This is a genomic window from Micropruina sonneratiae, from assembly GCF_025972045.1.
In the GTDB taxonomy this organism is placed as follows: domain Bacteria; phylum Actinomycetota; class Actinomycetes; order Propionibacteriales; family Propionibacteriaceae; genus Micropruina; species Micropruina sonneratiae.
The window spans coordinates 105,750-123,403 of record NZ_JAPDHX010000001.1 but is presented as its reverse complement, the minus strand read 5'-3'; the positions used below and the strand labels follow the sequence as shown (position 1 = coordinate 123,403).

Annotated in this window: 15 protein-coding genes; 4 read left to right on the top strand and 11 right to left on the bottom strand. The window is 71.3% G+C overall.

The genetic code is table 11. The features are described from left to right. Positions 1-47: 47 nt before the first annotated feature. Both OIE40_RS00590 and OIE40_RS00585 read left to right on the top strand, forming a co-directional pair. A complete protein-coding gene (locus OIE40_RS00590; RefSeq protein ID WP_264698802.1) occupies positions 48-1,889 on the top strand; it encodes an ABC transporter ATP-binding protein in 1,842 nt (613 codons plus the stop codon). Continuing rightward, positions 1,886-3,862 carry a S9 family peptidase gene (locus OIE40_RS00585; RefSeq protein WP_264698801.1) on the top strand — a complete coding sequence of 659 codons (1,977 nt, stop codon included), beginning with the start codon at positions 1,886-1,888 and terminating at the stop codon, positions 3,860-3,862. The genes OIE40_RS00590 and OIE40_RS00585 overlap by 4 nt, the downstream gene beginning before the upstream one ends. 252 nt (positions 3,863-4,114) lie before the next feature. Here OIE40_RS00585 and OIE40_RS00580 read toward each other — a convergent pair whose 3' ends face one another. The 3 genes from OIE40_RS00580 to OIE40_RS00570 form a co-directional block, all read right to left on the bottom strand. After that, positions 4,115-5,716, bottom strand: coding sequence for an alpha/beta hydrolase (locus OIE40_RS00580; RefSeq protein WP_264698799.1), 1,602 nt, complete (start codon positions 5,714-5,716; stop codon positions 4,115-4,117). 187 nt (positions 5,717-5,903) lie between these two features. Next, the gene (locus OIE40_RS00575) at positions 5,904-7,319 is read right to left on the bottom strand and encodes a PTS galactitol transporter subunit IIC (protein ID WP_264698797.1); all 1,416 of its coding nucleotides are present in this window, start codon (positions 7,317-7,319) and stop codon (positions 5,904-5,906) included. Positions 7,320-7,356: 37 nt separating this feature from the next. Continuing rightward, entirely contained in the window at positions 7,357-7,638 is a 282-nt protein-coding gene (locus OIE40_RS00570; protein ID WP_264698796.1) for a PTS sugar transporter subunit IIB, read from the bottom strand. Positions 7,639-7,747: 109 nt separating this feature from the next. Between OIE40_RS00570 and OIE40_RS00565 the strand changes: the two genes are divergently transcribed. Further along, positions 7,748-8,260, top strand: a complete 513-nt coding sequence (locus tag OIE40_RS00565; protein ID WP_264698794.1) for a PTS sugar transporter subunit IIA — start codon at positions 7,748-7,750, stop codon at positions 8,258-8,260. On the opposite strand, the gene OIE40_RS00560 is transcribed toward OIE40_RS00565, so the two are convergent. Continuing rightward, on the bottom strand, positions 8,240-9,253 hold the full coding sequence (locus OIE40_RS00560) for a dioxygenase family protein (RefSeq protein ID WP_264698792.1): 1,014 nt from the start codon (positions 9,251-9,253) through the stop codon (positions 8,240-8,242). The two genes, OIE40_RS00565 and OIE40_RS00560, sit on opposite strands and share 21 nt — an antisense overlap. Positions 9,254-9,463: 210 nt before the next feature. On the opposite strand from OIE40_RS00560, the gene OIE40_RS00555 reads away from it, so the two are divergent. After that, on the top strand, positions 9,464-10,411 hold the full coding sequence (locus OIE40_RS00555) for a phosphatase PAP2 family protein (protein WP_264698790.1): 948 nt from the start codon (positions 9,464-9,466) through the stop codon (positions 10,409-10,411). Here OIE40_RS00555 and OIE40_RS00550 read toward each other — a convergent pair. The 7 genes from OIE40_RS00550 to OIE40_RS00520 are packed head-to-tail and all read right to left on the bottom strand — an operon-like array spanning position 10,380 to position 17,552. Then, entirely contained in the window at positions 10,380-11,396 is a 1,017-nt protein-coding gene (locus OIE40_RS00550; RefSeq protein ID WP_264698789.1) for an ABC transporter ATP-binding protein, read from the bottom strand. The two genes, OIE40_RS00555 and OIE40_RS00550, sit on opposite strands and share 32 nt — an antisense overlap. Further along, positions 11,393-12,526: an ABC transporter permease gene (locus tag OIE40_RS00545; protein WP_264698788.1), complete on the bottom strand. Its 1,134-nt coding sequence runs from the start codon at positions 12,524-12,526 to the stop codon at positions 11,393-11,395. The genes OIE40_RS00550 and OIE40_RS00545 overlap by 4 nt, the downstream gene beginning before the upstream one ends. Beyond that, the gene (locus OIE40_RS00540) at positions 12,523-13,662 is read right to left on the bottom strand and encodes an ABC transporter permease (RefSeq protein WP_264698787.1); all 1,140 of its coding nucleotides are present in this window, start codon (positions 13,660-13,662) and stop codon (positions 12,523-12,525) included. Before OIE40_RS00540 ends, OIE40_RS00545 begins: the two co-directional genes overlap by 4 nt. Then, positions 13,659-14,651, bottom strand: a complete 993-nt coding sequence (locus OIE40_RS00535) for an ABC transporter ATP-binding protein (RefSeq protein WP_264698786.1) — start codon at positions 14,649-14,651, stop codon at positions 13,659-13,661. Before OIE40_RS00535 ends, OIE40_RS00540 begins: the two co-directional genes overlap by 4 nt. Next, entirely contained in the window at positions 14,648-15,424 is a 777-nt protein-coding gene (locus OIE40_RS00530) for an efflux RND transporter periplasmic adaptor subunit (RefSeq protein WP_264698785.1), read from the bottom strand. Before OIE40_RS00530 ends, OIE40_RS00535 begins: the two co-directional genes overlap by 4 nt. Further along, positions 15,421-16,935, bottom strand: coding sequence for a biotin/lipoyl-binding protein (locus OIE40_RS00525; protein ID WP_264698784.1), 1,515 nt, complete (start codon positions 16,933-16,935; stop codon positions 15,421-15,423). Before OIE40_RS00525 ends, OIE40_RS00530 begins: the two co-directional genes overlap by 4 nt. Then, positions 16,932-17,552, bottom strand: a complete 621-nt coding sequence (locus OIE40_RS00520) for a TetR/AcrR family transcriptional regulator (protein ID WP_264698783.1) — start codon at positions 17,550-17,552, stop codon at positions 16,932-16,934. The genes OIE40_RS00525 and OIE40_RS00520 overlap by 4 nt, the downstream gene beginning before the upstream one ends. Positions 17,553-17,654 lie beyond the last annotated feature (102 nt).

The following is a 17,654-nucleotide window of genomic DNA, read 5'->3' as shown; positions in this document are numbered from 1 at the left end:
GCCGTCCCATTCTCGCACCACCCACCCCCCGACGAAAGGGACCCCCGATGACCACCACCAGCGCCGACCGCATCGGCGGGCTGCTGTCCGACCCGCCCACCGGCCCGCTGGCCCGGCTGCTGGTCATCCTGCGCTCCGACCCCCGGGCGATGCTGGTCGCCTTCGTCGGCACTGTCGTCGCCTCGCTCGCCGCGCTGGCCCAGCCGGCGCTGACCGGCCTGCTGGTCGGCGCGCTGCAGGAAATGGACACCAGCCGGCTGCTCTGGCTCGGCAGCCTGCTACTGGCCGCCGCCGTGGCGTCCTCGCTGGTCACCGCCGCGGTCAACCTGATCACCGCCTATGCCGGCAACCGTCTGGTGCGCACCTTCCGGGACTCCTCGGCCGACATCGCGCTGCGGGTGCCGGCCGAGAAGCTCGTCGAACACCCCACCGCCGACCTGGTCGCCCGCTGCTCGATCGACTCGGAGAAGATGGGCGAGGTCTTCACCCGGGGCCCGATCCAGGCCCTGGGCGGCCTGGTGCTGGTGGCCGGGTCGCTGGTGCAGATGGTGCGGCTCGACCCGATCCTGACCGTGTCGGCGCTCAGCCTGTGCGTGTTGGCGCTGGTGGTGATCGTGCTGGCGTCCAACCGGCTGACCGGGGTCGCCTTCGCCCGGCAGGAGGCGCAGGGCGCCTACGTCGCCGAGGTGACCAGGGCGCTCGACTCGGTGCTGACCATTCGGGCGTTCGTCGCCAACAGTTTCGCGGTGGGTCGGCTGTCGACCACCTCGCAACGGCTGCAGGACGCCTCCAACGCGTCCGCGCGGGCCCAGGCCTTCATGGAGCCGCTGGTGTCGGCGCTGATCCAGGGCACGATGCTGGTGATCATCCTGATCGCCTGCACCCGGGTGCAGTCCGGGGCGCTGCCGGTGGACGCCCTGGTCGCGTTCTTCATGTACACGATGATGCTGATCGGGCCGATCGCCGGCTCGATCGACACCGTGATGCTGATGGCCGAGACCCTCGGCGCACTGCAGCGGATGGTCGACTTGAAGGCGGTCACCGCCCGGACGCCGCGGGACGCCGACCGGCTCCGCGCCGAACTGGACGCGCTGTCGCCGGCGGACTTCGGATCGCTCGAGGCGTACGGCGACCGCCCCCGTCCCGACCCTGACGTCGTCGAGGGCGAGGTGGGCTTCCGCAACGTGTCGGTGCGCTACGCCGGCGGGGCCGGCGATCGCGAGTTCGCCCTCGCGGACGTGTCGTTCGACATCGCCCGCGGCTCCTGGGTGGTGCTGACCGGCACGTCCGGGTCGGGCAAGTCGACGATCCTGTCGTTGCTGGAACGCTTCCTGGTGCCCAGCCAGGGGCTGATCCTGCTGGACGGGCTGCCGCTGGAGGATCGCGACGAGGACGTGTACCGCAGCCAGGTCGGCTACATCGAACAGGCCTGTCCGCTGTTCGCCGGCACCGTGCGGGACAACCTGCTGCTGGGCCGGGACGACATCGCCGACGAGCAGTGCTGGGAGATGCTCGACCAGGTCGGCCTCCACCCCACCGTCCGGCGTCGGGAGGAGGGTCTGGACGCCCCCGTCGGCGAGTCGGCCTACGCGTTCTCGGGTGGCGAGCGACAACGACTGGCGATCGCGCGAACCCTGCTGCGGCGTCCGCGACTGCTGCTGCTGGACGAGATCACCTCCGGCCTGGACGTGCTGAACCGGGTGCAGATCATGGAACTGATCCGCACCACGATGGGCGACATCACCACCATCGCCGCAGGCCACGGCCGGTTCGGTACCGAGTGGGCCGACCAGGTGCTGGTGCTCGACGGTGGCCGGCTGGTCGAGAACGGCCACCCGGGTGAGGTGACCGCCCGGTCCGCCCTGTTCCGCTCGCTGACGGCGCAATGACCGACGCCACCGGGGTCGCCGACGCGGGGGCGGGGCTGTCCTGGGTCGACGACCTCGACCACGACCAACTGCTCGCCACTCTGGCCGCGCACGGCCGCGCCGTCGACGGCGACCCGGCGCACGCCCGCACCGCCCCACCGGACGCCGACGGCCCCAGCTACCAGCTGATCCCGCTGGGCGACGCCTGGCTGCGGCTCGACGCCGACACCGCCGGACGGATGTGGGGCTCACTGGTGCCGGACGCCCGCCACCCGGAGATCTCGACCGGGGAACCGCCGATCCGGTTTGACGACGATGCCGAGGATCTGGCCGGCTGGATCACCACCCGCGCCGATATCGACGCCTCCGGGCTGCGTTGGGTGAGCGTGCTGCGCCGGCCCGAGCGCGAGGCCTACGTCGCCCTGGTCTACGAGGCGGGCCTGCGGCGTCCGCGGCGCCGGGTACTGGTGCAGGGGGTCTATCCCGACATCAGCCTGGTCGACGACGGCAACCAGCTTGTCTTCGTCGAGCCCGACCTCGACGTCCGGGGCGGCCAGCGGGCGGTGCTCGCCGCGGCCGACGCCGACGACTTCGAGGCGTCCCGGCGGGTGATCGCCTACTCGGCGACCGGCGGCCTGGGGGTGAAGCCGTGCTCGGTGCGACGGTTCTTCCGGCTCAGCCACGGCATCCGCTCCGAACGGGTCTGGGATCTGGTGGACGCCCGGCAGGACCCGCCGGTGCCGATCAGCGTGCCCGGTGCGCCCAAGGATCCGGCGCTGTTCGACGTTGCCCTGCTGGACGGCCGACCGGTGCTGGTCCAGCTGCACAACGGCGACGGGGCCTGGACGCTGCTGGCCAGCTCGTTGGACGAGGGCCGCATTCTGGCGTCCTGGGCGTGCGCGAGCGGCGTCGGGGTGGCCCGCGAACTCACCTCCGGCACCGGCTATGCGGTGGTGCGGGTCAGCCGCGACGGTGAGGAGACCCTGCATCGGGTCACCATCGACGGGTTCTCGTCCGGCCGGCAGCCCCTGCTGGCCTCGTCGGGGCTGCTCGACCTGCGGTTCAACCAGGTCACCCCGTCGATCGGCTTCGCCGCCACCGAGCTCAGCGGCGCGCTGCCGCCGTTCTTCTGGTACTTCGACACCTCCGGCGACTGCCGCAACGACCCCGAACTGGTCGCCCGGCGTTCGGCCGGGGCGGCGCGCGCGGCCCGCGAGCGGTTCGTCTCCGCCGACGGCTACCAGGTCGACCTCGACCTGCGCTGGCCGGCCGCGGGCGGCGAGCGCTTCCGCGGTCCGGTCGTGGTGCTGCTGTACGGCGCCTACGGCCTCGACATCGACCTCGACTCGGACCCGACGCTGCGGCAATGGCTCGACCGCGGTTTCGCGGTCGCGACCCCGCACGTCCGCGGCGGCGGTCCCGAGCAACGGCACCTGGCCGGCACCCGGGCGCGCCGCCGGCACTCCCTGGCGGATGCCGCGGCTGCGATCGCACACCTGCGTCGCGGCCCGGGCGCCGTCCGCGCGGACGCCGTCGTCACCCTCGGCGCCTCGGCAGGCGGGTTCCTGGCCGCCACCACGCTGCACACCTGCCCCGCCGACGTGGACGTCTGCGTGGTCGTCAACGGTTTCGTCGACCCGCTCACCAGCCTGCTGGGCGACGACAGCCCGACCGCCGCCAGCGATCGCGACGAGTGGGGCGACCCGCGGCACAGCGAGCAGGATCTGGCAGCGCTGCGCCAGGTGTCGCCGGTGACCAACCTGACCGCCGTCTCGGGCGCCGAGGTGCTGGTGGTGGTGTCCGGTCGCGACGCCCGGGTGAACCCGCGGCAGGGGCTGAAGTGGGCGCTCGGTTACCGCGCCCTGGGCGGCCCGGTCGAGCTCTGGTACGACCCCGAGGGTGCCCACGACTGCTGGGGGGCCGGGATGCCGCCGACCGCGCTCACCGACTGGGTGGCGGCGGCACTGGTCCGCCGGGCCGCCCGCACGTCCTGACCCCCCGCGGTCGGCGCGCGACGGCGTCCGGACGACGTCGCGGGGGGGGGGGGGGGCGGGGGGGGGGGGGGGGGGGGCCCCGCGGGGGGGGGGGCCGCGGGCCCCCCCCCCCGCCCCCCCCCCCGGGGGGGGGGGGGGGGGGGCGCCGGGCCCCCCCCCCCCGCGTCCGGTCACATTGCGGCTGTTCGGCCGCGCGCAATGTGACCGGACGCGCGCGATGTCAGCGCCGCTACCGGCTCAGCCCCCGCCGAATCAGGACTCGAACGGTTGCCGGGCGTCGTCGCAGACGGTGCCGGCGGCCGGCAGCACGCCACGGACCAGGTAGGCGTCCACGTGCCGGGTCGCGCAGGCCGAGACGCCGTAGGCGGTGTGGCCCCAGTTGGTGCTGGTCAGCAGGCGGCTGCGGGGTAGCAGCCGGGCGACCGACCGGGCGGCGTGGTAGCCGGTGGCCGGATCGTGCAGGTTGCCCACCACCAGCACCGGGTTGGCGGTGACTGCGGTGAACGGGCCGGCGTAGGCGTCCTCGTCGTGGGCGTGCCACAGCTGGCCGGCGCAGTAGACCGAGTTCCACAGCCAGTAGCGGCCCACGTAGGGCGCCCGCCGGTCCTCGGCGGCGGCCAGGGCGTCCCAGCGCAGCACCGAGGCCGGGTTGCGGCTGTCCGAGCACATCACCGCCGGCACCAGCTCAACGGCGTTGGAATAGCCGGACGCCTCGTCGAGCACCGCGGCCGACAGCCGCTGGTAGCGCGCCGACAGACTGGTCCGCCGGGCGGTCGGCAGACTGCCGGCGCCCAGCTGGTCGAGGGTCGCCGCCAGCAGCGGGACCGTCTCGACGCCCAGTTCGGTGTACAGCGACATGATCACGGTGGTGATGAACTGCTGGTAGGTGATGGCGTAGCTCTCCTCACCGTCGTCGATGACGAGCGGTTGGACGCGCAGCGCCGCCGCGACCCGGGCGAACACCCGCCGCGGCTCGGCCACCCCGCAGCCGGCCTCGCCGGCGCGCGCGCACCGGGCCAGGACCTCCTGCAGAGCCGCGCTGGAGGCCCCCGCCGAATCCATCCGGACGGTCATCGGCACGTTGCTCGAGGCGGGCGTCCCGACCCAGGCCGTCGGGTCGATCACGCCGTCGATGGCGATCGCCCGGACCCGGTCGGGGAACAGATTCGCGTACACCTGTCCCAGGTAGGTGCCGTAGGAGAAGCCGAGGAAACTGAGCTGCCGGTCACCGACGGCGCGGCGCAGCACGTCCAGGTCGCGCGCCACCTGAGCGGTGGAGATCGCCGAGGCGACCTGGCGTCCGAAACCCGAGCAGCTGCCGGCCAGCACGGCGGCGGCCGCGGTGAACCGGATCTCCTCGCGGGTGGTGACCGGGAATGACATGCCGATCAGGGTGCTGGTCACCCGATCCATCAGCCGCACAGTCGGGAAGCACTGGGTGTTGGTGCTGGCGTTCGTGCCCCGCGGATCCATTCCGATCAGGTCGAACCGGTCCAGCACCTCCTCGCCCAGCCACTCCTGGGCCCGGGCCGGGAACTGGACGCCGGAACCGCCCGGTCCGCCCGGGTTGAGGAACAGGCTGCCGATCCGGCGCGCCGGATTGCGGGCGGGGATGCGGCTGAGCGCGATGTCGACTGTGGCGCCGCCCGGTTCGTCATAGTCCAACGGCAGCGTGACCGTGGCACATTCGCCGACCTCACACGTCCGCCAATGCAGTGCCGGGGTCGGCACAGCGTCCACCCTGGCCCGCTCGAGCGCTGAGGTGGCCGGTGCTGCCGTGGCGGACGCCGCGGAGGACGGGACGACGAAGGCGACGGTGGCCGCGAGGGCGGCCAGTCGGGTGAGCAGCGACATGGGACAGGTTCCTTGCCAGCGGGGACGGGTCCCTGTCACTCCACGCCATGGTCGCCGCCCGCGCCATAGACCTTCGGGCAGAGTTGCCGGCCGGCGGGCTGCCGGGTGTCCGGACGCCGGAGCGGGCCCGAGCCTGTCGACTCGGGCCCGCCGGTTGCGGGATTGCCGCGTGCGCGGTTGCCGGACCTCAGGCGTCCGCGGTGACCTGCTGCTCGGCGGCGGCGCGGGCCACGTCGCGCTTCTTCTCCACCGTGCTGACCCAGTAGGCGAAGGCGAGGGCAAGCACGGCCAGCAGGCCGATCGTCCAGCCGCCCAGTGAGGCCAGACCGAAGAACAGTCCGGTCAGCGGGTTGGCGCCGTCGACCAGCGAGCTGATCTGGGTGGCACCGGTGGGCAGTTCGAAGCCGGACGAGGCCGCGATCTGGGTGAAGGACGCGGCGGTCGCGGTGGCGATGAACAGGCCGAGCCCGATGACGATCGCGCCGCCGATCACCGAGCGGATGATGTTGCCGCGGAAGATCGGCACCATCATCGCCACGATGAACGGAATGGTGGCCAGGTCGACCAGCGGCAGCACGGTGTTGCCGAGCGGGGCCAGCGCCACCGCCACCACCACGGTGACCGGCACCAGCACCAGCGAGGTGGCCAGCACCGCCGGCTGCCCGACGGCGATCGCCGAATCGAGGCCGATGTAGAACTTCCGGTTCGGGAAGCGCTTCTCGACGAACGCCTTCGCCGACTCCGAGATCGGGATCAGGCCCTCCATCAGCAGCGCCACCATGCGCGGCAGCAGCACCATCACCGCGGCCAGGCTGACCGCCAGGGTGAGAATGGCGATCGAGTCGGCCCGCGGGTCGTCGAAGCCGAAGCCGAAGATGCCGAGCAGCGCGCCGAGGATGAAGCCCAGGATCATCGCCTCACCGAAGACACCGAACCGCTTCTGGATCGATTCCGGGTCGGCCTGCAGCTTGTTGAAGCCCGGAATCCGGTCGAACAGCCAGTTGAGCGGCGCCGCGAAGGCGATGTAGGGCGCCGAGGTGCCGTGCGGGAAGGAGATGTCGGGGAAGTTGAAGTACTTCTGGATCCACGGCGCCGAGAGATCGGCCAGGGCCAGCACCACCGTCATGTGCACGGCAGCGGCGGCGATGCCGAGCCAGAAGTTCATCGTGACCGCGCTGACCAGGGCACCGACGAGTGCCGAGTGCCAGAAGTTCCACAGGTCGATGTTGAGGGTGCGGGTCAGCCCGGTGGCCAGCAGCACGATGTTGACCAGCAGGCCGACCGGAATGATGATCGCGCCGACCTGCGAGCCGAAGGCGATCGCCGCCGAGCTGGGCCAGCCGACGTCGATCGTGGTCAGGTTGACGCCGAGAGCGTGGGCGATGCCCTCGGCGGCCGGGCCGACCTGGGTGCCCATCAGGCCGATGACCAGGTTGAGGCCGATGAAGCCGACGCCGATGAGTAGGCCGGCGCGCAGTGCCTGGGTGAACTTCTGGCCCAGGATCATGCCGAAGATGATGATCAGGAAGGGCAGCGTGATGCTGGCCCCGAGGTCGCTGAGGTAGCCGCTGAGGGCGCTCAACGCATTGTTGAATCCGTCCATCTCGAACTCCTTTGTGAGGGGAAGGTGCCCGCTCGACTCAGTCGAACTGGGCCCGGATCTGCTGCTGGACGGCATCGACCCCCATGCCGGTCAGGAACGGCAGTCCCTGGATCACCGGAATGGTCACGCTGCTGGGGACCTGAGTGGTCGCCACGATGAAGTCCGCGTTCGCCCGCCCCGACACCAGGTCTGCCACCGCACCCTGCGAGATCGTCGCCTGCAGGCCGTTCGCCTCACAGAAGCTCCGAACCTTGGAGACGACCACCGTCGAGGTGGCCACCCCCGTTCCACAGACGACGAGAATGCGCTTACTGGCCATGGGATGCTCCTTCGCATCGGATCCGTAGCCGGATTATGGGCCAACGCGTACGTTTGCGACGCAAGCGAATGAACGTGTCGGCGAAGTGCAAAAACATGCAGGAGGATTCATGGACGCCGTGGCCGCACTGACCGCCCTGCCCGAGACCTGCCTGGTGAACCTCGCCGCACCGGACGCGGAACAGGCGCTGCGTGCGCTGGCCGGCCGGGCGCTGGCCGCCGGTGCCGTCGGCGACGGGTTCGCCGAGGCGGTGGTGGTGCGCGAACACACCTACCCGACCGGCCTGCCGACGGCTGTGCCCGTCGCGATCCCGCACGCCGACACCGGTCACGTGACGCGTCCCGGTTTCGCGGTGGCGACCCTCGCCGCACCCGTGCCGTTCGGGGTGATGGGGACGTCCGAGGACTCGGTGGCGGTCGACATCGTCGTGATGCTGCTGATCGCCGGGGCACACGAGCAGGTGGAGGTGTTGACCCGGCTGATCGAGGTGTTCCAGGCCGACGGCTGGGACGCCGGCCTGCGCGCGGCGTCCGACCCAGGGGAACTGGCGGCGGCGTTCGACGCCCTGCTGGCGTGGCCCGGGCCAGGGCCGCCGTGCCGGCTAGCCGCTGGCGCTCGCTGACGGCGACGGCATTCCCGAGGGCGGCGTCCCGCCCGAGGGCGGCGTGCCACCCGAGGGCGGGGTGCCGCCGCTGGGGGCACCGGATCCACCGCCGCCGGGCTGGTCGCCCGAGATGGGGTCGTTGCCGCCGGTCGGCTCGGTGGTGGTGTCGATCGGCACGGTGAGGGCGACGGTGTACCCGTTGTCGAGGTCGCCGCTCACCGTCGCCATCTGGTGCACGCCGCTGTCGTCGCCGAACACGTTGTCGGTGGCCAGGGTGAGCGTGGCGAACTTCGCGACCGAGGCGCTGTAGCCGTCGGTGGCATAGACCGTGTCGCAGACGTCCTTGGGGAAGGCGACCTGCGAGGTACAGATGCGGTTGTTCGCGTCGGTGATGCTCGCCTCGTCGGGGTAGACCTCGAAGTGCACGTGCGGCCAGCGGCCCTCGTAGCAGGCCGGGTAGATGCTGGTGAACGTCACCTTGCCGTCGTCGTCGGCGATCTGGACGCCGCGCAGGTAGTTCTCGTTCTCCAGTCCGGTGCTGTACAGCGAATAGTTGCCGTCACGGTTGCACTGCCACACGTACACCGCGACCCCGGCGAACGCCCCGCCACCGCCGGCCATGTCGAGAATGGTCAGGGTCAGCGTCATCGGAACACCCTCGGCGACGGTGGTGCTGTCGCCGAAGCTCGCGGTGATGTCGGAGCGCACCACGCCGGACTGCTCGAGAATGTCGGGTCCGTTGGTGCCGTCTCCGGGGTAGGGGCCGTTGGTCTCGTCGGGGATCTCGGTCAGGCCCGTCGAACCGGTCACGCTCGCCGAACCGGACGCCGTGGCGCTGCTACAGGCGGCCAGGGTCAGCCCGACGGCGCCCACCCCGAGGACCCCGAAGATCCGCCGGCGGGACAGCAGGGTGCCGATATCGAACTGCAGCCCCTGATCGGGCAACGGTTCGTCCGGGTCGGCGAGCGGACGGCCTTCGTAACGGCCTTGCGGGGTCGGGGGTAAGGACATCCTGGTTCTCCTCGGATCGGGTCTTCGATCACCTTGGCGATTCGGGCTGGTGGCCGGCTTTGGGCTCCCTGTGCGATGTCTGTGGGTGATGCGGCGCCGGTGGGCCGTCCGGGATCAACGGCGGCGTGCGGCTCGGATCGCAGGCTGACCCGCGCGGGGTTGCAGACATCCGCGCGCCCGGGCTGCCCGCGAGCGCGCAATGCTGGGAGCATGGATCCCGTGACCACCCCCTCCGCACCAGCGCACGCGCCGCTGCCCGGCGTGGCGTCGCCGCTCGCCGCCGCGGTGCTGTCCGGCGTCCTGGTGTGGTTGACGTGGTGGGCCCTGGTCGACACCCGGCACGGCCAGACGTTGGACGCGCTCGCCCTGGAGGGGTCACGGATCGGCTCGGGCCGACTCGATGAGAGCGCCGACCAGTTGCTGGCGACCGTGTCGGTGCCGATGGTCGCCGCGATCATCCTCGTGGTGCTGCTGATCGGGGTCCTGCGCGGACGGTGGATCGCCGGTGCGGCGGCGGCCGTCGCGGTGGCGGGGGCCAACGTCACCACCCGGCTGCTGAAGAACCACCTGTTCGAGCGTGACGACCTGGTCGGCCTCGGCATGTGGAACGGCAACAACACGCTGCCCTCGGGGCACACCACCGTGGCTGCCGCGGCACTGGTGGGGTTGATCCTGGTGGTTCCGCCGCGGCTGCGCTCGTTGACCACCGCGTTCGGCGTGGTCGCCGTCGCCGCCTACGGGCTGGCCACCCTGGTCAACCACTGGCACCGCCCCTCCGACGTCGTCGCGGCGGTGTTCGTCGCCACCGGCTGGGGCTGTCTGGCCGTGGCGGCGATCCGGATCGCCGAGCGGACCGGTCCGCGGCGCGACGCGCCGCACCGGCCGGGTGCCACCTCGGTGATCCTGGTCACCTTCGCGATCTGCGGGCTGGCGCTGGCCACCGCGGCCACCTTCCTGGTGTGGGGCATCGACCTCGACGAGGCGGACCGCACCGCGGGACTGATCGCCTACGTGGGCGGCATCGCGCTGCTCGGCGGGGTCTGCAGCGGCGCCCTCGGTGCCCTGCTGCGGCTGCTGGACGCCACCCGCCCGCTGCCCCGGAACCGCGCCGCCGACGAACCCTCGCCTACGGCTGCTGCGCCCGCGCCACCAAGTTGACGAAGACGTCCTCCAGGGTGGGTTCGACGGTGACCAGGGTAGCGTCGGCGAAACCGGCCCGCTGCAGCCGCCCGGTGTAGTCGGCCACCACCGCCGCCGGATCCCCCGCCCCGGACGTCCCCGCTCCCGCCGCGGCCGGGTCGATCACCGCGTGCAGCCGGGCACCGGACAGGTACGCCTCCTCGACGCCCGGCTCCCGCTCCAGCCAGTCCAGGGCGGCGTCCACGTCACCGACCGACACCTCGATCACCTGCTCGGTGATCGCGTCGCGGCGAATGTCGTGCGGCGACCCTTCGGCGATCAGCCCACCGCGGTAGATGAACGCCAACTGGGTGCAGTGGCTCGCCTCGTCCATGTAGTGGGTGGTGACGAACAGCGTCACCCCACGTCCGGCCAGGTCGTACAACAGGTCCCAGAACTGTCGCCGGGCCACCGGGTCGACGCCGCCGGTCGGCTCGTCGAGGAACAGCAGTTCGGGCTCGTGGATGGTCGCCGTCCCGAGCGCGAGCCGCTGCCGCCAGCCGACCGACAGGTTCGCGGTCAGTTCGTTCTCGCGTCCGTGCAGGTCGGCCATGGTCAGCACGTACTCGCGTTGCCGGGCGAACCGGTCCGGGCTCAGGTCGTAGACGCCGGCGTAGAAGCGCAGGTTCTCCTCCACCGTCATGTCCTCGAACAGGGCGAACTTCTGCGACATGTAGCCGAACCGCTGCTTGACCCGTTCGGGATGGTTGATCACGTCCTCGCCCAGCACCAGGGCCTGCCCGGCGTCCGGGCCGCTGGTGCCGGTCAACATGCGGATCGTGGTCGTCTTGCCCGACCCGTTGGGGCCGAGGAAGCCGAAGATCTGTCCCCGCGGCACGTCGAAGTCGATGCCGTCCACGGCGGTGAACGAGCCGAACCGCTTCGTCAGCCCGCGCACCGACAGGGCGGCGTCCGGATTGGGCGGGGTTCCTGCCAGCCCCTCGTGGCGCCCGTCCGCGCTCATTCGGCCAACCTCCTTCTGGTCGCGGCGATCGCCGCCCCGAAGATGACCACCGCGAACACGCCCAGCACCCAGAACTGGGTCGACAGCGCCTCGAAGCCGCTGCCCTTGATGAAGGCGCCGCGCAGAATCTCGATCGCCCAGGTGAGCGGGATGAACCAGCTCAGCGGCTGGATCGCCGCCGGCATGGAGTCGATCGGGAAGATGAAGCCGGACAGCACGAAGCTGGGCAGCAGCAACAGCATCATCAGCTGCTGCGCCTGCTGCCGGGTGTGCGACACCAGCGAGATCAGCAGCCCCAGGCCGATCGAGGTGAGCATGAACAGGCCCAGCCCGGCGGCCACCACCGAGATCTGCCCGGCGAACGGCACCTTGAACCAGAACACCCCCACCCCGGCCACCAGCAGCAGCTGCGCCGTCGCCAGCAGCGCATACGGGGTCACCTTGCCGATCAGGTACTCCACCGGCTTGATCGGGGTGACGAACATCTGCTCGAGGGTGCCTCGTTCGCGTTCCTTGACCACCGCCTGCCCCATCACGGCCATGATCGAGATCATCACGATCGCGGCGACCAGCCCGGGGATCATCGTGTTGACCGCCGCCAGGGTCGGGTTGAACATCACCCGCACCCTCGCGTCGATGCCGGGGGCGGCCACCACCACTCCCGAGTTCGCCATTCGTTCGGCGTTGAAGCGGGCGATCACCTGCGCGGCGTAACCGCTGCCCACCGAGGCGACCTGACTGTCGGAACCGTCCACCACCACCCCGATCGGCGCCGTCTCGCCCCGGTCGAGGGCGGCCTGGGTGCCGGCGGGGATGACGATGGCGATCGCGATCCGGCTGGTGTCCATGAGTTGCTGGACGCCGTCCTCGCTCGGGTGTTCGGTCACGTTGAAGTAGTCGGACGCCGTGAAGTGCGCCTCCAGCGCCCGCGAGGTCGATGTCGCGTCGAGGTCGACAACGGCGGTGCTGAGATTCTTCACGTCGGCGGCCACCACGTAGCCGAACAGCACGAGCTGGAGGATCGGCATCACGAACAGCAGCCGGATCAGCAGCGGGTCGCGGCGGAGCTGCAGGAACTCCTTCCACATCAGCAACCGGACCCGTCGTCGCGACTGGGCGTCGCCGATCATCGCCGCCTCCTCGCGTTCAGCAGCACGGCCACGGCGATGACGATCACCGCATACGCCGCCAGCGCGGCCAGCTCTGGCCACACCTGCTCGAAACCGGCTCCCTTGAGGAACACCGCGCGGGAGATCGTCACCATGAACCGGGCCGGCAACAGGTAGCTGACCACCTGCAGCCATTCGGGAATCGAACTGAGCGGGAAGGCGAAGCCGGACAGGATGAACCCGGGCAGCAGCGACAGCAGCAGACCGAGCATGTTGGCCGACTCCAGGGTCGGAGCAAGAGCGGAGATGACCAGGCCCAGCCCCAGCGAACAGAACACGAACAACGCCGCGCCGAGGGCCAGGACGCCGACGCTGCCCCGCAACGGGAGGTCGAACAACCACCTGCCGACCAGCGTGATCGCGACCAGTTCGGCGAACGCCAGCAGCGTCCACGGCGCCAGCTTGCCGATCATCAGTTCCCAGCCCTTCAGCGGGCTGATCGCGAGCTGTTCGTCGGTGCCCTGTTCGCGTTCGCGGACCAGCGACACCGCCGTCTGCTGCACGGCGACGACCATGATGATCACCACGATCAGCCCGGGGATGAGGAAGTCGGAGCTGGACTTGTCGGGGTTGTACCAGGTGCGGACGCGGGGCTCGAGCTGCCCGGCCGAGGTGACGTCCAGGCCCTGGGTGTCGGCCCATTCGATCGTCACCCGCTGTCCGTAAACCTGATTGAGGGCGGTGGTGAACGCCTGCCCGACGCGGGCCGCGGTCGGTTCGCTGCCGTCGAGATAGACCGCCACGACGGCCTGGCCGCCGTCGGCCAGCGTGCGCCCGAAACCGGACGGCACCACCACCGCGATCCTGGCCTGGTTGCGGTCGAAGATCCGGTCGACGTCGGCGAGGCTGTCCGCGGTCCCGACCACGGTGAAGAAGTCCGAGCTGGCGTAGCTGTCCACGTAGGCGGCGCTGGCCGGGGTGTGGTCGGTGTCGATGATCACCGTCGACACGTTCTTCACGTCGAAGCTGATCGCGTAGGCGAACAGGATCATCTGCAGCAGCGGCATCGCCAGCACCACCGCCAGGGTGCGGCGGTCGCGACCCAGGTGGGTGACCTCCTTGACGATCAACGCCCGGATCCGGCGCAGCGCGTTCATGACGCCTTCCCGCCCGTCGCGGACCCGGACGAGTCCCCGCCCCGGCCGAGCTCGGCCAGGAAGGCGAAGGCCGTCTCCATGTCGACCGGGGTGCGGCGGACCTGGCCGTCCAGCCCCGCCTCGGCGAGCCGGACGCCGACGGCGTGGGGGGCATCGGACTCGCACAACACCCGGACGACGTCGCCGTACAGGTGCACCGCCAGCAGCCCGGGCAACGATCGCAGCGCCGCCAGCGCCGCGCGCGGGTCGGACGCCCGCACCTCGAACAGCACCCCCGGCACCAGCGCCTTGATCTCGGCGGGGCTGCCGCGGTGCCGGACGCGTCCGCCGTCGAGGAAGGCAACGTCGGTGCAGCGTTCGGCCTCGTCCATGTACGGCGTGGCGACCAGCACCGTGGTGCCCTGCCGGTGCAGTCCGGCCAGGATGCGCCAGAACTCGCGCCGCGACACCGGGTCGACGCCGGTGGTGGGCTCATCGAGCAGCAGCACGTCGGGGGCGTGCATCAGGGTGACGGCCAGGAACAGCTTCTGCTTCATGCCGCCGGACAGCCTGCCCGCCTGCCGGTCGAGGAAGTCGTCCAACCCCATGCCGCGCAGCAGGGCGAGCATCCGCTCCCGGCGGCCGGTGGCCGGGACGCCGCGCAGGGTCGCGAAGAACTCGATGTTCTCCTCGACGCTCAGGTCCGGGTACAGCGCGAACCGCTGCGACATGTAGCCGATCCGGGGCGTCACCCGGCCGGGCTGCCTGGTCACCGAGCAGCCGTGCACCCGGGCGTCGCCGGCGGAGGGGCGCAGCACGGTGGCCAGCATCCGGATCAGTGTCGACTTGCCGGCCCCGTCCGGTCCGAGCAGCCCGAAAACCGCGCCGGGCTGGATGCGCAGGTCGACGCCGTCGACGGCGAGCACGTCGCCGAACCGTCGGCTCAGCCCGTCGGCCTCGAGCGCTGCGTTGGTTGCGGCCGGCTCGGCCGCAACGGAGGCGGTGGTCATGGCAGGGCCACGTCCACCGGCATCCCGGACTTCAGCGTCCCGGAGCTGTCGTCGAGGCGGATGCGGACCGCGAACACCAGCTTGGTGCGCTGTTCGGCGGTGTCGATGTTGTTCGGCGTGAACTCGGCCTGGTCGCTGACGAAGCTGACCGTGCCCGTGAACGTCGAGGTGCTGGAGTCGGTGGTGACGGTGACCTGCTGGCCGACCGACACCTGGCCGACCCGGGTTTCGGACACGAACACCCGGACGAACAGGTCGGCCGGATCGGTCATGGTCAGGATCGTCCGGCCGGGTGCCGCGTTCTGGCCGGCGTTGCCGACGACGTTGACCACGGTGCCGTCGGCGGGCGCGGTGATCGTGGCGTAGCCGAGCTGCACCTCGGCGAGCTTCACCGCGGCCTCGGCCTGCGCCTGCCGCGCCTTGGCGGCGGTGACGTCGGCCTTGGTGCCGTCGTCACGGGCGTTGGTGACGGCCGCCTTGGCCGCCTTCACGCCCTGCTTGGCCTGACTGAGTTGAAGCTCGAGCGCGGCGGTGTCGAGCTGGACGAGCACGTCGCCCTTGGCGACCCGGTCACCCTCGGCGGCGGCGACCTTGCTGATCCGGCCGGCCATCGCCGGCGCGACGCTCAGTTCGGTGGTCTCCACCTGTCCGCTGACGCTCTGCTCGGCCGCGACGTCGCCCCGGCCCGCGCTCCACCACCACCACACCGCCAGAGCGATCACCACGAGCACGACGAGCACGATCACGGGCACCGGTGGACGCTTGTGCTTCATTTCTTCACCTCGTTGGTTCGGCAGGGCGAGAGTTGGACGTCGACCGGCACTCCGGGCGGCAGCGCGGTGTTGACGGTGACCTCGACGGGGACGGCCCGGGTCAGGTGCACCTCGTCGGTGGTCTGGTAGGTCGGCGGATACTCGGCGAGCGGCAGGATGCGGCTGACCGTCCCGGACCCGCCCCCGGCGAGGGTGGCGGCGTCCCCGACGCAGACCCGGCCGGCCTGTCCGGGAGCGAGCCACAACTGGACGACGTGGGCGGGGCTGCTGAGCTCGGCGACGGTGGCACCCGGGGCGAGCACGTCGCCGGCGTGCACGACGCTGGTCACGGTTCCGGCACGCGGTGCGGTGACGACCGCCCGGTCGCGAGCGTTGACGGCCTGCTTGACGGCGGTGGCGTCGTCGGCGGCGATGACGGCGAGCCTGCGGGTGCGTTTCAGCCCGGCCCGGGCGTCCTGCAGCGCGTCGATGCCCTTGTCGACCTGCTTCAGACCCTTGCGCGCCTTCGCCAGGTTGGCATCGATGGTGCCGATCGCCTCGGTGAGCCGCGTGATGCCGGTGCCGACCGTGGCCAGGGCGGTCTCCAGCTTGGCGATGCCCGCCGTCACCTGCTTGAGGCCTGCGGTGAGTGCGGCGCGGCCGGCGTCCACCTCCTTGATGCCGGTGCGCAGCTTGGTGCGCGCCGCCTTGAGCTGGGTGATGCCCTGATCGAGTTCGGCAAGGGCTGCGGTGAGTTGCCGCTGCGCGGCCAGCAGCGGGTCGCGGACCTCCGCCGGCGCGTCCGGCGGCAGTGCAGCGAGGGCCGCCTCGACGTCGGCCAACTGGCGGGCCAGGTCGGCGCGCCCGACGGTGGCAGCGGACAGCTTCTTCTCGACGGTGGCGAGTTGGCCACGAAGCTGCTTCGCCGCGGCGTCCGCATCGGCAAGCTTGCCGAGCAGGTCGCTGCGGGTCGTGGTGGCCTTCTTCAGGTTGGCGCGCAGGTCGGCGCGGGCCGTGGTCGCCTCGGCGAGTTTCCTGGTGAGCTTCTTGCGGGCCTTGGCGCCTTCGGCCATGCCGTCGGTGATCTCCTGGCGCTTGTCCTTGAGGTCCGACTCCTTGTCGCGGGTGGTTGCGATGGCGCGGTCGAGCACCCCCAGCTGCGCCCGGGCCACCGCCTGGTCCGCCTTGGCTTCGGTGACCGCCACGGCCAGGGCGGCGTCGTCGAACCGAACCAGGACGTCGCCGGCGGCCACCTGATCGCCGAGCCGCACCTCGACGGCGCTCACCCGCCCCGCCGTCGCGAAGCCGAGCAGGCTCGGCACGCTGGAGCGGTTGGCGCTGCTCGCGGTGACCACGAAACCGGCGTCCAGGTTCACCGCGGGCACGGTCAGGGTCGGGGCCTGGGCGGTCACGGTGTCGGACTGGACGCGGCCGGTGGCGGTGATCGTGCTGGCGGGCGCGGTGCACCCCGCGCCCACCACGCCGACGGCGAGAGTGGTGGCGAGGAGTGCGCGCCGGGTCCGGGAGGTCATGGCTGATCGCTGAAGTCGAGGGTGCGCAGGTAGTGGTCGACCAGCCACTGCAGGCTGTCCCGATCGGGGGCCACCGGGGGCTCGTTGGAGAGCAACCCGCCGAACATCACGTAACTCATCACCCCACCGACGAAGAGCCGGGCGCCGATCTCGGGCCGGTCGAGGGTGAGCAGGCCATTGGCCTCGGCGCCCCGCAGCAGCGCCACCGAACGGGCCAGCAGCGCGCCCGGCAGCGCTTCGACCAGCATCGAACGGACGTCGGGCAGGTGCACCGCTTCACCCACCACCAGCCGCAGCACGGCGATCATCTCGGGCCGCATCAGGCTGTCGGTGACCCGCTCGGCGAAGCCGAGCAGGCTGGCCCGCAACTCCTCCCGGGTCGCCGGCCGTACGAGTGCGGGCGGCTGGGGCAGGTTCGCCTCCAACTCGGCCAGGATCGCCCGCAGCAGATCGGTCTTGCTGGGGAAGTACGTATACAGGGTCTGCTTGCTCACCCCGGCAGCGGCCGTGACGGCGTCCATCGAGGTGCGGGCGAAGCCGTGGCTCAGGAACAGGCCGCGCGCGGCGTCGGTGATCTGCCGGCGCTTCGCCTCCGCTCGCGGACTGAGTGTTCCCACGGATCAAACCGTACGGTTCAGTTCGATGCTGTGCAAGAGGTCCGGACCCGACGCGGGCGGCACTCGCAACTGGGCGGGCTGCGCCTGTTGCCGTCCCCGTCC

What these genes read in the sequence shown, in the direction of transcription:
- OIE40_RS00565 (WP_264698794.1), top strand. Translation starts at nt 7,748, where the DNA reads ATGGACGCCGTGGCCGCACTGACCGCCCTGCCCGAGACCTGCCTGGTG.
- OIE40_RS00555 (WP_264698790.1), top strand. Translation starts at nt 9,464, where the DNA reads ATGGATCCCGTGACCACCCCCTCCGCACCAGCGCACGCGCCGCTGCCC.
- OIE40_RS00590 (WP_264698802.1), top strand. Translation starts at nt 48, where the DNA reads ATGACCACCACCAGCGCCGACCGCATCGGCGGGCTGCTGTCCGACCCG.
- OIE40_RS00550 (WP_264698789.1), bottom strand. Translation starts at nt 11,396, where the DNA reads ATGAGCGCGGACGGGCGCCACGAGGGGCTGGCAGGAACCCCGCCCAAT.
- OIE40_RS00540 (WP_264698787.1), bottom strand. Translation starts at nt 13,662, where the DNA reads ATGAACGCGCTGCGCCGGATCCGGGCGTTGATCGTCAAGGAGGTCACC.
- OIE40_RS00545 (WP_264698788.1), bottom strand. Translation starts at nt 12,526, where the DNA reads ATGATCGGCGACGCCCAGTCGCGACGACGGGTCCGGTTGCTGATGTGG.
- OIE40_RS00580 (WP_264698799.1), bottom strand. Translation starts at nt 5,716, where the DNA reads ATGTCGCTGCTCACCCGACTGGCCGCCCTCGCGGCCACCGTCGCCTTC.
- OIE40_RS00535 (WP_264698786.1), bottom strand. Translation starts at nt 14,651, where the DNA reads ATGACCACCGCCTCCGTTGCGGCCGAGCCGGCCGCAACCAACGCAGCG.
- OIE40_RS00525 (WP_264698784.1), bottom strand. Translation starts at nt 16,935, where the DNA reads ATGACCTCCCGGACCCGGCGCGCACTCCTCGCCACCACTCTCGCCGTC.
- OIE40_RS00575 (WP_264698797.1), bottom strand. Translation starts at nt 7,319, where the DNA reads ATGGACGGATTCAACAATGCGTTGAGCGCCCTCAGCGGCTACCTCAGC.
- OIE40_RS00585 (WP_264698801.1), top strand. Translation starts at nt 1,886, where the DNA reads ATGACCGACGCCACCGGGGTCGCCGACGCGGGGGCGGGGCTGTCCTGG.
- OIE40_RS00570 (WP_264698796.1), bottom strand. Translation starts at nt 7,638, where the DNA reads ATGGCCAGTAAGCGCATTCTCGTCGTCTGTGGAACGGGGGTGGCCACC.
- OIE40_RS00530 (WP_264698785.1), bottom strand. Translation starts at nt 15,424, where the DNA reads ATGAAGCACAAGCGTCCACCGGTGCCCGTGATCGTGCTCGTCGTGCTC.
- OIE40_RS00560 (WP_264698792.1), bottom strand. Translation starts at nt 9,253, where the DNA reads ATGTCCTTACCCCCGACCCCGCAAGGCCGTTACGAAGGCCGTCCGCTC.